The following is a 12,862-nucleotide window of genomic DNA, read 5'->3' as shown; positions in this document are numbered from 1 at the left end:
GCGTCTGGCAGGCTGACCCCGTGCAAATCACTGGTCCGTTCGTCATCGGCGATCGCGTGCAACTCACCGATCCCAAGGGGCGGCACTACACAATGGTGCTCAGTCCGGGTGGCGAGTTCCACACCCACCGCGGCGCCATCGGCCACGACACCGTGATCGGCCAGCCCGAGGGCAGCGTCGTGAAGTCCACCAACGGCGACCCGTTCCTGGTGCTGCGGCCCCTGCTGATCGACTACGTCCTGTCCATGCCGCGTGGCGCGCAGGTCATCTATCCCAAGGACGCCGCGCAGATCGTGCACGAGGGCGACATCTTCCCGGGTGCGCGGGTGCTGGAGGCCGGTGCCGGCTCGGGCGCACTGACCTGTTCCCTGCTGCGCGCGGTCGGGCCGACCGGACAGGTCATCTCCTATGAGGTACGCGACGACCACGCCGTGCACGCGATCCGCAATGTCGAGACCTTCTTCGGGGAGCGCCCGGCCAACTGGGATCTGCGGATCGCTGATCTCAACGAGTACCCGGCCGGGGGCCGTCCGGGGGCGAGCGAAGCGACGGGGGAGACGGAAGTCGACCGCGTGGTGCTGGACATGCTGGCCCCGTGGGATGTTCTGGACAGCGTGTCGACGGCGCTGGTGGCCGGCGGCGTGCTGATCGTCTACGTCGCGACCGTCACCCAGTTGTCGCGCACCGTGGAGGCGCTGCGGGAGCAGCAGTGCTGGACCGAGCCCAGGGCCTGGGAGACCATGCAGCGCGGCTGGAATGTCGTCGGGCTGGCGGTACGGCCGCAGCACAACATGCGTGGGCATACCGCTTTTCTCATCAGCGCCCGCAAGTTGGCGCCGGGCACGGTGACCCCGACCCCGCTGCGCCGCAAACGCCCGCAGGTCTGAGCGGGCTATCGCGGCGGATCAGCCGGGGGAGGCGCCACCGACGAGGCGCTGGGCACCGGCCCGAGCTCGAGCAACTGGTCGGCGGTCACCCGCGTCAATTGCCAGGCACCCTCGTTGAGCGTGAACTGCATGGGGAAGGTGAACGGCCGCGCTTCCGGGGCCGGGTTGGCGGAGCCGACCGTGACGGTGGCGACCACATCGCCATAGTCGGCCGGTGACCAGGTGAGGTCGGCCGCCTGGAATGTCAGCGGCGCAAGCCCACCGTCGACGGTGGCCTGGGCGAAACGATCGAGCGCGGCGCCGTCCTCCGGAGTGGCGTACTGCACCAGGGCGACCTTCTGCTCACCGGGGATCGCCGGGTCCGCCAGCTTGGCCAGGACATCGGTGATGGCCTGCGGTGCCGGCAGGGGTGCCTGCGGCGCGGTCTGGGCGCCCGTGACGGCGGGCGCGGACACCGAGGCTTGCGGGGCGGGTGGGATCGGCTCGGCGCCGCAGCCCGCGAACCCGAGCGCCACCACCAACGCGGTGGCGCTCAGGACCGCTACGGACGTGCGGCGCATCGGCGCGTGAGTCAGCCGGCCGCCGAGAGCAGCGCCAGAGCGGACTGCCTGGACACCTGCCAGCCGGTGGGGCTCGGTCCGGCCGTGAAGGTCACGGGTTGTGTGGCGGTGCCACCGGTGGCCGCGGTGGCCGTGACGTTGGCAGTCGCGACGGGGCCGTTGACGTCGATGTCGAGCACGTTGAAGGTCAGCGGGAACTTGCCTTCCCTCGCGGCGTTGCTGTACGCGCGGTCGGCGGCGATGGACTCGATACGGCCGATCCCGCCCTGGATGTAGGCGGCCTTTCCGGAGAACGAGCCGGGTCCGGCGAGCACGGTCAGGGTCTGTGTCAACGGTGCCTGCAACTCGGGCGCCGGTGCCTGCGGCATCGGTGTGTCCCACACCACGGCGGTGATCGCCGGGGCACTGCCGGCGGCAATCGACGACACGCCCGTCGCCGCAGCGGTTACCAGGCCGGCTGCCGCGGCGCTGGTGACGAAGCCGATTGCGAGGGTTTTGAGGATCACAGTGGTCCTTTCAATGGGGCAAGCTAAGCAAGGAGGTTAACAGCGTTGCTGGTGTGTCGAATTCCTAGACCGCACACAAAGGCTGAATCGCCGGTAGCGTTGAAGTTGTTACTGCACCAACATTCGGTGCGGGAGGGAGCGCAGCATGAGTGAGTCCGAGCGTTCTGAGAATTTCGGAACACCCCACGAATCCAGCATGTCCGCAGAGGACGCCGCCGAACTGGAGAGGCTGCGCCGCGAAGCGGCCGCCCTGCGTGAACAACTGGAGGGCACGGTGGGCGCCGGCAGTGGATTGCGCACGGCCCGCGATGTCCAGCAGCTCGAGGCGCGCATCGACTCGCTGTCGGCGCGCAACGCCAAGCTGATGGACACCCTCAAGGAGGCCCGCCAGCAACTGCTGGCGCTGCGCGAAGAGGTCGATCGGCTCGGGCAGCCGCCCAGTGGTTACGGGGTGCTGCTCGCGACCTACGAGGACGAGACCGTCGACGTCTTCACCTCCGGCCGCAAGATGCGTCTGACGCTGTCGCCCAACATCGAGACCAGCGGACTCAAGCAGGGCCAGACGGTGCGCCTGAACGAGGCCCTGACGGTCGTGGAGGCCGGTGCCTTCGAGGCGGTCGGCGAGATCAGCACGCTGCGGGAGATCCTGGACGACGGACATCGCGCGCTGGTCGTCGGCCATGCCGACGAGGAACGCATCGTGTGGCTGGCCGAACCGCTGGTCGGCGTGGAGTACCTGCCCGAAGGGGTGGAGATCCCGCTCGATATCGACGGTGAGCCGCCGCGCAAGCTGCGCCCCGGTGACTCGCTGCTGGTCGACACCAAGGCCGGCTACGCCTTCGAGCGGATTCCCAAGGCCGAGGTCGAGGATCTGGTGCTCGAAGAGGTGCCCGATGTCAGCTACGGCGACATCGGTGGCCTCACCCGCCAGATCGAGCAGATCCGCGATGCGGTCGAACTGCCGTTCCTGCACAAGGACCTCTACCGCGAATACTCGCTGCGGCCGCCCAAGGGCGTGCTGCTCTACGGTCCGCCCGGATGCGGTAAGACGCTGATCGCCAAGGCCGTCGCGAATTCGCTGGCCAAGAAGATGGCGGAGTTGCGCGGCGAGGACTCTCGGGAAGCCAAGAGCTACTTCCTCAACATCAAGGGTCCCGAGCTGCTCAACAAATTCGTCGGTGAGACGGAGCGCCACATCCGGCTGATCTTCCAGCGGGCCCGCGAGAAGGCCTCCGAGGGCACCCCGGTGATCGTGTTCTTCGACGAGATGGACTCGATCTTCCGTACCCGCGGCACGGGGGTGAGCTCGGACGTGGAGACCACCGTCGTCCCGCAGCTGCTCTCGGAGATCGACGGTGTCGAGGGCCTGGAGAACGTCATCGTCATCGGTGCCTCCAACCGCGAGGACATGATCGACCCGGCCATCCTGCGGCCCGGCCGCCTGGACGTGAAGATCAAGATCGAGCGGCCGGACGCCGAAGCCGCGCAGGACATCTTCTCCAAGTACCTGACGGAGAACCTGCCGGTGAACACCGACGACCTGGACGAGTTCGCCGGCGACCGCGGACTGACCATCAAGACGATGATCGAGAAGGTCGTCGACCGGATGTACGCCGAGATCGACGACAACCGGTTCCTCGAGGTCACCTACGCCAACGGTGACAAGGAAGTCATGTACTTCAAGGACTTCAACTCCGGGGCGATGATCCAGAACGTGGTGGACCGGGCCAAGAAGTACGCGATCAAGTCGGTGCTGGAGACCGGTTCGAGGGGTCTGCGCATCCAGCACCTGCTGGATTCGATCGTCGACGAGTTCGCCGAGAACGAGGACCTGCCGAACACGACGAACCCCGATGACTGGGCCCGCATCTCGGGCAAGAAGGGCGAGCGGATCGTCTACATCCGCACGCTCGTCACCGGCAAGAGCTCGTCGGCCAGTCGCGCCATCGACACCGAATCCAATTTGGGGCAGTACCTGTAGGGGATCAGGTGTCCGACGTCTCGGTGCGCGACGGTGTGTTCGGCCTGCGGTACGGCGAGGTGCTGTTGGTCCGCGTCACGGACTCCGGTCCGGAGGCGACGGTCTGCAACACCTTCCCGCTCAACGACTGTCCCAGTGAGCTGTGGGACCGGCTCGACGCCACGGCGATTGCTGCGGAGGTCGGGGCGATGGCTGCGATCCTGAACGGCCCCCGGTACTGGCTGATGAGCGGCATCGGAAAAGCCGACGGAGAATCGATGCAGCGCACGACGTTCGGTGGCCTCGAGATGAATCGCCAGGCCACGGTAAAACTTGCGTCGATGAATCCGGCTGCCTACACCGAGAACAAGGTGGACCGAAAAGCGATCTTCACCTTCGATGCGGGCCGCCCCGTCTATCAGCTGGTCGATCCGGACGGCCGGCGGTGGATCATGCAGACCTACAGCCACACTGTCGACCCGACACTCGGCCTGCAGGATCTGTCCGGCCTCGCCGACCGGTTGTCGGTGCCGCCGGGTTGGCGTTACGAGACGTGTGTGCCGTCGTCACCGATTGTCGTCGACACCACCACGCGGCCCGCGAGCGTGCTCCAGGACGACCTCGCGAACAGCTATTCACTCATCGACTGACCGGCTACCATGCCTCCGATCGCGCGCAGTTCCTCGAGCACCAGCGCGATCGCCGGACGGGCCTCGGCGCCGGTGCGCGTCACCGCCTCGATACGCCGGGCAAGCTTGATATCGCTGATTGGACGGCGCACCAGGTCGCGTGCGAGCACCACGTAGCGGGGCAGCAGCGCTATCCCGATACCGGCCTGCACCAGCTCCTCGAGGACCCGGAAGTCATTGACCCGTTGGGTGATTCGGGGTGTCACCCCGGTGATGGTGGCGATCGACTTGAACACGTCATCGACCATGAGCCCACCTTCGACGCCGATCCAGTCCTGATCGGCGAGCTCGGAAAGTTCTAGGCGCGCCTTGCCGGCCAGCGGGTGGTCCGGCGGCAGCAGTACGTCCAGCGGTTCGCGAAGCAATTCGATCGACGTGAATCTCGGCCCCCAGGAGGCGGTGTCACGCTCATCGCGATGGACGACCACCACGTCGACGTCGGTGAGTTGCTGGGGAGCTCGGGCGGCCGGCACGTCGACATCCCGCCCGATCACCTCGACTCCCTGCCGGCGGGTGTTGATGATCAAGGGCGCCAACAACATTGCGGCACCGGACGGGAAGAACGACACCGTCACCTGACCGCAGGCGGTGGTCCGGTAGCTGTCCATGTCGGCCTGCGCCCGGTCCAGCGCGGCGAGCACCCGTTCGGCATGACCGACCAACACCTGCCCGGCGTCGGTCAGCCGTACCCGCCGGCCCGCCGGTTCCAGCAGCGCCACCCCGGCCTCTCGCTGCAGGGTCTTGAGCTGCTGGGAGACCGCCGACGGAGTCATCGCGAGCACATCGGCCACGGCGGCGACGGTGCCGTGGTCGGCAAGCTCGCGCAGCATGCGCAACCGCAAGGCATCCATGTAGTAATACTACTTCTCAGAAGTAGAAAAAGTAGCTGGACTGAATGGTTGCTACCGCGGCAGGCTTACCCGCGTGACTCGCTACCGCGCCGACCTCGCCCTGCTCGCGGTCGCGGCGGTCTGGGGATCGAGCTATCTCGCCACCAAGGAGGTCGTGCACGCGGACGGCGCTCTCGCCTTCCTGACCCTACGGTTCGGCCTTGCCGTCGGCGTACTCACGGTGTTGCTCAGGCGCCGGATCGCCCGCATCCGCCGCGACGAACTGATCGCCGGATCGCTGTTCGGCGCCATCCTGACCGCCATCTGCGGATGTGAAACATACGGGGTGACAATGACATCGGCGTCCAACGCGGGGCTCATCATGGCGCTGACGGTGGTCATCACCCCACTGCTGGGTGGTCCGGGCGGCGTCGCGCCGCTGTTCTACGCACCGGCTGCGATCGTGGTCCTCGGCTGTATCGCGCTGACCCAGTCGGGTGGGTTCGCGCTGCCTGGCGCCGGGGACGTCCTGATCGTGGTCGCGGCGGTGTTGCGGGCCGTGCACGTCACCGTGCTGTCACGGACCTCGACAGCGCACCGGCTGGATCCGGCGGCGGTGACGCTGGTGCAGCTGGCCACCGTGACAGTTCTGACGGCGATGCCCGCGGGTGCGCTCGGACAGTTCTCCGCGGTGCCCCAGATGTCGGGCCGCGACTGGGCTCTGACCGGCTATCTGGCGCTGGCGTGCACGGTCTTCGCATTCGGCATCCAGACGTGGGCGGCGCCGTCCAGCACGCCGGCGCGCATGAGCCTGCTGCTGGGTACCGAACCGCTGTGGGCGGCGGCCATCGGGGTGGGGCTGGCCGGGGACCCGGTCACCGCGCTGGGTGCACTCGGCGCCGTGCTGATCGTGACGGGCACGAACTGGGGCAGAGCGGTCAGCAGAGGTGCAGGATCGCAGCCTTGTATAGGAACGTCGCGTCGGCGGCGTCGACGTTCTCGTTGGTGTTCTCGTAGATCGCGTCGAGCGTAACCTGTTGGGGCACACCGTTGGCGAGATCTTCGCAGACCGAATAACCGAGATTCAGGGCGACCTCCTGGGAGGTGTCCCCGTATCCGTAATCGGTCAGTTCGGTGAAATAGCCTGTTTCGTCGGCGCTGGCCGGAGCCGCGACCGCAAGTCCCGCGGCGAACGTCGCCGCGAGAACCGGAAGCAACATCTTCCTCATGGTGGTCATCCCTTCATCCCGTGTTGCGCAGGTGGATGCCAGTCGCCGGACATTCGCTGGTGATGCGCAGCGTAGGAAGTGTAAAGCCACCTCACAGCGCGTGCACGGCGATCGAACAGACTCAGGCCTTGGCTTCCATCTCCAGGTAGGCGTCGCGTCCGGCGAGGCTCACCGCGACATCGGCGATCAGCGGATCGAAGAAGCGCTGCCGGTACAGCGGGTCGACGCTGGTGCTGACGGTGAAGTAGAGCCCGGACAGCACGGCGACGAACAACGAGGTGTGCACCACTGTCTGCGGAATGGGGATGTGTACGCCGAACCATGTTCCCGCACAGGGCGGTTGGCCGACCTGACAGGTCTGCTCGCCGGCCCACAGCACGGTGACGTCATAGGGGATGGCGATGATGCCCAGCGCCAGGAAGAAAGCGAACAGCCCGGCAGTGAACAGCACCACCTGAATGGCCTGGGACACCACCATCACGGCGACAACATTGATCTGCTCGGCGCGCGAGAGCGGTGTACGAGTGCTCGCCGGTTCGGTGAAGGGCGTATCGACGAGCAGCCGGCCGGCATCGGTCTGTTCGGCGCGGTCGTCCCGCAGGGCCTGTACCTCGTCACGAATGGTGGTCACCATGAACACCAGCGCCACCAGCGCAAGGAAACCGACTGTCTCCCACAGCCGTTGACGCGTCATACGGGCAGAAAGCTGCCAGAGCTCGCCGGTGAAATACACCACCACCGTCAGCATGAGCAGGGGCAGCGCCCTGCTCATCAGGGTGCCGAGTGCCCCCAACTGGACCCAGGCGAACCGGAAGGCCCACGCCGCGATCGACCCGAAACCCAGGTAGGTCAGCCAGATCGCCAGCAGTGAGATCAGCACGAACAGCGGCGCCTCGGCGGCAGCCGCGCCCGACCAACCGCTCACCGTCACCGGCATCACCACCACGAAGATCGCCATGACGCCCCAGGCGCCCCAGCGCCGGGCAGCCTCTCCCAGCACGGTGGACCGGCGGTGCAGCGCGACGAGCACGAACGGGGCGGCCAGCAGCACGGCCGTGATGATCCCGAGCCGCAACGCATAGGCGTAATTCGGGCCATCACCGGTGACCTCGGCCAACAGCATCGTCAACGCGGTCAGGGCGCCGACCGAACTGATCATCGGCGCCGAGCGCTCGATCAGCCCACGGGAGCGCACCCGGCGGGTCAGCACCAGCGGCAGACCGCGGTGCAGGAACCACTCGTGCACCTGCTCGTCGTTCCTGGTCGGGCTGCTGTCGGGCACCGCCACATTGTGCGCGTTCGGCGGGCAAATGGTGTGCCACACGCCCAATCGGCGGCATGAGGCACAGTGGACGGATGCGACGTGGACTGGCCCGGCCCGGCGACTGGGGGATCTCGGCCCGGTCCGCGTTCGTCGCGGCCAGCGTCGTCTTCGTCGCACTCGGGGTCACCGGGATGGTGCTTGCGGGCGTGCTGTACCGCTCGATGCTCAGTGAGGTCGACAACGCCGCGGCGGCGCGGGTCGCCCGGGCTGCTGCGGTGATCGCCGCCGGGGGCCCTGCGGCACTGAGCGACGAATTACTCGCCACCGACACGCGGGTGTTGGCCGTGCAGGTCATCGACGCCGAGGGGACGGTACTGCAGCGCTCCCCGGGGGCGCCGTCCACGCCGTTGATTCCGGTCGGTGACGTCGGGCCGGGCCTGCGGATCGGTATGCCCGAGCATGATTCACCGTTCGGCGAGATCCGCTTCAGTGCGCAGACCGTCATCGGCCCCGATGAGGCGCGCTACACCGTCGTCGTCGGCGAGGGCAGCCCGCTGGTGGTCTCGACGGTGGGAACCGTGGTCACCGCCCTGGCGGTCGCCGCACCCGTGGTGATCGCGGTATCGGCGGCCGCGACCTACCTGCTGGTGCGCCGCTCGATGCGATCGGTGGACGACATCCGCTCCCGGGTCGCCGATATCAGCACCTCGGATCTGACGGAGCGGGTGCCGGTTCCGGACAGCCGCGACGAGATCGCCGCGCTCGCGGTGACGATGAACGAGATGCTGGCCCGCATCGAGGCCGGCCATGCCGCGCAACAGCGGTTCGTCGGCGACGCTTCGCACGAGTTGCGTAGCCCGCTGGCCACCATCATCTCGGCCCTCGAAGTCGCGCAGGCACATCCGGATCTGCTGAACACCGAACTGGCCCAACACACCCTGATGCCCGAGGCGCAGCGGATGCGCTCATTGATCGAGGATCTGCTGCTGCTCGCGCGCGCCGATGAACGTGGCTGGAACATCCGTCGTGACGACGTGGATCTCGATGACCTTGCCAACGGCGAGATCGAGCGCCTGCGGCGGGACAGTGACCTGGAGGTGACCGCGAGCATCGAGCCGGTACGGGTCACCGGCGACCCGGCGGCGCTGGCCAGGGTGCTACGCAACCTGCTCGACAATGCCGCCCGGCACGCGTGCTCGGTGGTCGAGGTCGATGTCCGGCGCAGCGACGGGCGCGCGGTGCTGACCATCGGCGATGACGGACCGGGGATACCTGTGGGGGACCGGCTCAGGGTCTTCGACCGGTTCGTTCGGCTGGACGAGGGACGGTCCCGGGGTGCAGGCGGCACCGGCCTGGGTCTGGCGATCGTTTCCGAGATCGTCGCCGCCCATCACGGGCAGGTGCGCATCGAGGATCGCCCCGGCGGCGGTACGCGGGCGGTGGTTCAGTTGTCGGCGGCCAGCCGGTAGCCGACACCCCGGATGGTCTCGATGGTGTTGGTGCCGAACGGGATGTCGATCTTGCGGCGGACGTAACCGACATACACCTCGACGACGTTGTCCGGGCCGTCATAGTGCGCGTCCCAGACGTTGTGCAGGATATCGGCCTTGGTAACGGCGATGTTCTTGTTGCGCATCAGGTACTCCAGCACGCCGTACTCGCGCGGGGTCAGCGACAGCGCCTTGTCGCCGCGCTGCACGAGGCGCCGACCCGGATCCACCGTCAAGGTGCCCGCGGTCAGCATCGGCGGCTTGTGCGGTGCCGCCCGGCGTACCAGGGCGCGGAGCCGGGCCACCAGCACGATGAAGGAGAACGGCTTCGTCAGGTAATCGTCGGCGCCGAGATCGAACGCGTCGGTCTGGTCGTATTCACCGTCCTTGGCAGTCAACATCAGCACCGGCGTCCACACCGAACGCGCCCGCATCCGGCGCAGCACCTCATAGCCGTTGAGCCCGGGCAGCATGATGTCCAGCACCACGACGTCGAAATCGTTCTCGGTGGCCTGCCAGAGTCCGTCGATGCCGTTGGCGGCCTCCACGACGGCGAACCCTTCGGCGCGCAGGCCGATTGCCAGAGTGGAGCTCAACCGGGGTTCGTCCTCGACGATCAGAACTCTCATAACGTCTCTATGTCTACCGCCTCCCCGCAGAGGTCGGCACGCCACACTGCGCGTGGGACCCACATGCCAGGGAGTCAACGATGAGCATGAAGGCAAAAAGCGCTGGTGCGTGGCGCGCCGACGGTCTGTTGGTCCTGCGTATCCAGTGACGCTAGCCCGCGCCTGACCGGTTGGTGGCGCATTCACCGAAACCGCCCGCGCGATGCGCCAGCCCACCCGATGCCGACATTCGGCGTGATCCACGTCACCGTATGGGTAACGATTTGATAACGTTGCTGTGAGCGGGGCCGGCTCCGTGGGTCCGGTGTTCGTGCTGGTGAGCGCGCGGCGAGCGGAGTTGCCCCATCGCACACGCCGGCTGTCGCGGCTTGATCAGATTCTGAAGCTGTGTCTACCGTCGAGACACCGAAGATTTGAAACCAATTGTGATCGATGACTGCTCGGTGGTGACTTTTACTCACGATGAACGACATCCAAACTGTTCCGGAAACCATTGCTGGAACACATAATTGGGCCGCGGCATTGCGGCCCCCCCGAGGATCCGATGCCCTCGCGATACGCGAGCTGGTGGCCGAAACCGGTGTGCTGGACCTCAATTCCACCTATGCGTACCTGCTGCTGAGTACCGATTTCGCCGATACATCCATCGTCGCGGACGTCGATGGTCGACTCCAGGGCTTCATCACCGGATATCAACCGCCATCCCGGCCGGACGTGCTGTTCGTATGGCAGGTCGCCGTGGCCTCGACCGCCCAGCGCGGTGGCCTCGCCGGCGCCATGCTGGACGCGCTCGTGCACCGGGTGCGCTCCGAGGGCGGCGGACCGATCACCGTCGAGGCGACCGTGTCGCCGGGCAATGCACGCTCGCGGGCGTTCTTCGGCGCCTTCGCGCGCCGTCACGGCGTACCGCTGAGCGAGCATGCGCACTTCACCGCCGATCAGCTCGATCCCGACGGTGCCCATGAGGACGAACCGCTGCTGAGGATCGGGCCCATCGGCGCTCCGCCGGCCGGCTGAGAAGTGGCGTGAAGTCCATGTTCGCATCACCGCAAATTTACTGAAACCTATTGGAGGACAATACCTTGCTGCTCGACACCGCGCAGGAAACCGCACCATCACTCACCGAGGCCGATCTGCCGTCGGTATTCGCCACCGTGGAGTCGGAGGTGCGTAGCTACTGCCGGAGTTGGCCCACCGTCCTGGAGACCGCCAAGGACTCCTGGGTGACCGATACGGCGGGCCGCCGCTATCTCGATTTCTTCGCCGGCGCGGGTGCGCTGAACTACGGGCACAACAATGCTCAGCTCAAAGGGGCACTGCTGGAGTACCTGAGCGGGGACGGCATCGTGCATTCCCTGGACATCGCGACCACGGCCAAACAGAACTTCCTGGAGACCTTCGACCGGGTCATCCTGAAGCCCCGAAAGCTGGACTACAAGGTTCAGTTCCCCGGGCCGACGGGAGCGAACGCGGTGGAATCGGCGCTCAAACTGGCACGCAAGGTGACCGGCCGTGAGTCGATCATCAGCTTTACCAACGCATTCCACGGTATGACGTTGGGTGCGCTGTCGGTGACCGGGAACTCGATGAAACGGGCCGGAGCCGGAATCCCGTTGGTGCACGCGACTCCGATGCCCTATGACAATTACTTCGGAGGCGTCACCGAGGACTTCCACTGGTTCGAGCGTGTGCTCGATGATTCGGGCAGCGGACTGAACCGTCCCGCGGCGGTGATCGTCGAAACCGTGCAGGGCGAGGGCGGTCTCAACGTCGCGCGGCTGGAATGGCTGCAGGCACTCGCGGACCTGTGCCAGAAGCGCGAGATTCTGCTGATCGTCGACGATGTCCAGATGGGTTGTGGGCGCACCGGTGAGTTCTTCAGCTTCGAAGCTGCGGGCATCGTGCCGGACATCGTCACGCTGTCGAAGTCGATCAGCGGCTACGGCCTGCCGATGGCGCTGACGCTGTTCCGCCCGGAACTCGACGTCTGGACCCCCGGTGAGCACAACGGGACCTTCCGTGGACATAATCCGGCCTTCATCACCGCCACGAAGGCCCTCGAAACATATTGGCAAGATCCGGAATTTTCGGCCGAGATCGCCGCGAAAGGCACGCTGCTGCGCGACGGGCTGGACCGGATCGCGCTGTCGTACGACGGCGTCGCCGCCCGCGGCAGGGGCATGGCCCAGGGCCTGAAGTTCGACGATGCAGATCTGGCCGCCGACGTGTGTCGCGCCGCGTTCGATCGTGGCACGCTGATGGAGACCAGCGGTCCATCCGACGAGGTCGTGAAGCTGCTTCCGCCGCTCACCACATCGCGCAGCGATCTGGAGTCCGGCCTGGAGACTTTGGCCGAGTCCGTCGCCGCCACCGTTTAGATGCCGACCGGCCGAAGAGGAGAGGGGTAACCATGATTGTTCGTACCACCGCCGAGATCACCGGGACCGACCGAGACGTGGCCGCCGAATCCTGGCGCTCCAAGCGGATCATCCTGGCCGGTGACGGCGTCGGATTCTCGTTCCACGAGACGACCATCGACGCGTCCTCGGTCCACGACTTCCACTACCAGCATCACGTCGAGGCGGTGTGGATCGTCGAGGGAAGTGGCACGCTGACCAATCTGGAGACCGGTGAGGTCCACCCGCTTGCACCGGGCACCATGTATCTGCTGAATGGGCACGAGCGCCATCGGGTCACCTGTGATGAGCAGCTGCGCATGTTGTGCGTGTTCAATCCGCCGGTGACGGGCAAGGAGGTCCACGACGAGTCCGGCGCCTACCCGGCCCCGCAGGAGGTTGCATGAGCGACGCTTGCGGAG

At 66.6% G+C, this 12,862-nt stretch carries 14 protein-coding genes; 8 read left to right on the top strand and 6 right to left on the bottom strand.

Features of this window, described 5'->3' with window-relative positions:
* The first annotated feature begins 20 nt into the window (after window positions 1-20).
* Window positions 21-887, top strand: a complete 867-nt coding sequence (locus tag EXE63_RS29755; RefSeq protein ID WP_168144924.1) for a tRNA (adenine-N1)-methyltransferase — start codon at window positions 21-23, stop codon at window positions 885-887.
* 5 nt (window positions 888-892) lie between these two features.
* Here the strand turns inward: EXE63_RS29755 and lppK are convergent, their stop codons facing one another.
* Entirely contained in the window at window positions 893-1,447 is a 555-nt protein-coding gene (gene lppK / locus EXE63_RS29750; protein ID WP_168144923.1) for a lipoprotein LppK, read from the bottom strand.
* A gap of 11 nt (window positions 1,448-1,458) precedes the next feature.
* On the bottom strand, window positions 1,459-1,953 hold the full coding sequence (locus EXE63_RS29745) for an MTB12 family secreted protein (protein ID WP_168144922.1): 495 nt from the start codon (window positions 1,951-1,953) through the stop codon (window positions 1,459-1,461).
* A 145-nt stretch (window positions 1,954-2,098) separates the two neighbouring features.
* Here EXE63_RS29745 and arc point away from each other — a divergent pair, with 145 nt between their 5' ends.
* Together arc and EXE63_RS29735 are read left to right on the top strand one after the other, a co-directional pair.
* Complete coding sequence (arc, locus tag EXE63_RS29740) at window positions 2,099-3,934, top strand: proteasome ATPase (protein ID WP_168144921.1); 1,836 nt, start codon at window positions 2,099-2,101, stop codon at window positions 3,932-3,934.
* A gap of 8 nt (window positions 3,935-3,942) precedes the next feature.
* Window positions 3,943-4,563, top strand: coding sequence for a hypothetical protein (locus EXE63_RS29735; protein ID WP_234904319.1), 621 nt, complete (start codon window positions 3,943-3,945; stop codon window positions 4,561-4,563).
* On the opposite strand, the gene EXE63_RS29730 is transcribed toward EXE63_RS29735, so the two are convergent.
* Entirely contained in the window at window positions 4,545-5,453 is a 909-nt protein-coding gene (locus EXE63_RS29730) for a LysR family transcriptional regulator (RefSeq protein WP_168144920.1), read from the bottom strand. The genes EXE63_RS29735 and EXE63_RS29730 overlap by 19 nt on opposite strands.
* A 73-nt stretch (window positions 5,454-5,526) precedes the next feature.
* Here EXE63_RS29730 and EXE63_RS29725 point away from each other — a divergent pair, with 73 nt between their 5' ends.
* Window positions 5,527-6,465: a DMT family transporter gene (locus EXE63_RS29725; protein WP_168144919.1), complete on the top strand. Its 939-nt coding sequence runs from the start codon at window positions 5,527-5,529 to the stop codon at window positions 6,463-6,465.
* On the opposite strand, the gene EXE63_RS29720 is transcribed toward EXE63_RS29725, so the two are convergent.
* On the bottom strand, window positions 6,371-6,661 hold the full coding sequence (locus EXE63_RS29720) for a DUF732 domain-containing protein (RefSeq protein WP_168144918.1): 291 nt from the start codon (window positions 6,659-6,661) through the stop codon (window positions 6,371-6,373). The genes EXE63_RS29725 and EXE63_RS29720 overlap by 95 nt on opposite strands.
* A gap of 121 nt (window positions 6,662-6,782) precedes the next feature.
* Window positions 6,783-7,949 (bottom strand): hypothetical protein, encoded by a 1,167-nt coding sequence (locus tag EXE63_RS29715; RefSeq protein WP_210000938.1) that lies wholly within the window; start codon window positions 7,947-7,949, stop codon window positions 6,783-6,785.
* Between the two features lie 68 nt (window positions 7,950-8,017).
* Between EXE63_RS29715 and EXE63_RS29710 the strand changes: the two genes are divergently transcribed.
* Window positions 8,018-9,394 (top strand): sensor histidine kinase, encoded by a 1,377-nt coding sequence (locus tag EXE63_RS29710; protein WP_168144917.1) that lies wholly within the window; start codon window positions 8,018-8,020, stop codon window positions 9,392-9,394.
* On the opposite strand, the gene EXE63_RS29705 is transcribed toward EXE63_RS29710, so the two are convergent.
* A complete protein-coding gene (locus EXE63_RS29705) occupies window positions 9,370-10,044 on the bottom strand; it encodes a response regulator transcription factor (RefSeq protein WP_168144916.1) in 675 nt (224 codons plus the stop codon). The two genes, EXE63_RS29710 and EXE63_RS29705, sit on opposite strands and share 25 nt — an antisense overlap.
* A 462-nt stretch (window positions 10,045-10,506) precedes the next feature.
* On the opposite strand from EXE63_RS29705, the gene ectA reads away from it, so the two are divergent.
* Genes ectA through EXE63_RS29690 form a run of 3 tightly spaced genes read left to right on the top strand, consistent with a single transcriptional unit; the run spans window position 10,507 to window position 12,847 of the window.
* On the top strand, window positions 10,507-11,061 hold the full coding sequence (ectA, locus tag EXE63_RS29700) for a diaminobutyrate acetyltransferase (protein ID WP_168144915.1): 555 nt from the start codon (window positions 10,507-10,509) through the stop codon (window positions 11,059-11,061).
* 50 nt (window positions 11,062-11,111) lie between these two features.
* A complete protein-coding gene (gene ectB / locus EXE63_RS29695) occupies window positions 11,112-12,422 on the top strand; it encodes a diaminobutyrate--2-oxoglutarate transaminase (RefSeq protein WP_234904318.1) in 1,311 nt (436 codons plus the stop codon).
* Between the two features lie 32 nt (window positions 12,423-12,454).
* On the top strand, window positions 12,455-12,847 hold the full coding sequence (locus EXE63_RS29690) for an ectoine synthase (RefSeq protein WP_168144914.1): 393 nt from the start codon (window positions 12,455-12,457) through the stop codon (window positions 12,845-12,847).
* The last annotated feature ends 15 nt before the right edge of the window (window positions 12,848-12,862 follow it).

The organism is Mycolicibacterium frederiksbergense, from assembly GCF_012223425.1.
GTDB classification, from domain to species: Bacteria; Actinomycetota; Actinomycetes; order Mycobacteriales; family Mycobacteriaceae; genus Mycobacterium; species Mycobacterium frederiksbergense.
Note: the sequence above shows the minus strand (reverse complement) of the source record. Positions and strands in the feature narration are given on the sequence as shown.

Bases quoted from the DNA above. Each gene is read 5' to 3' on its own strand.
- lppK (WP_168144923.1), bottom strand. From the start codon at position 1,447: ATGCGCCGCACGTCCGTAGCGGTCCTGAGCGCCACCGCGTTGGTGGTG.
- arc (WP_168144921.1), top strand. From the start codon at position 2,099: ATGAGTGAGTCCGAGCGTTCTGAGAATTTCGGAACACCCCACGAATCC.
- EXE63_RS29730 (WP_168144920.1), bottom strand. From the start codon at position 5,453: ATGGATGCCTTGCGGTTGCGCATGCTGCGCGAGCTTGCCGACCACGGC.
- EXE63_RS29720 (WP_168144918.1), bottom strand. From the start codon at position 6,661: ATGAGGAAGATGTTGCTTCCGGTTCTCGCGGCGACGTTCGCCGCGGGA.
- EXE63_RS29710 (WP_168144917.1), top strand. From the start codon at position 8,018: ATGCGACGTGGACTGGCCCGGCCCGGCGACTGGGGGATCTCGGCCCGG.
- EXE63_RS29705 (WP_168144916.1), bottom strand. From the start codon at position 10,044: ATGAGAGTTCTGATCGTCGAGGACGAACCCCGGTTGAGCTCCACTCTG.
- ectA (WP_168144915.1), top strand. From the start codon at position 10,507: ATGAACGACATCCAAACTGTTCCGGAAACCATTGCTGGAACACATAAT.
- EXE63_RS29690 (WP_168144914.1), top strand. From the start codon at position 12,455: ATGATTGTTCGTACCACCGCCGAGATCACCGGGACCGACCGAGACGTG.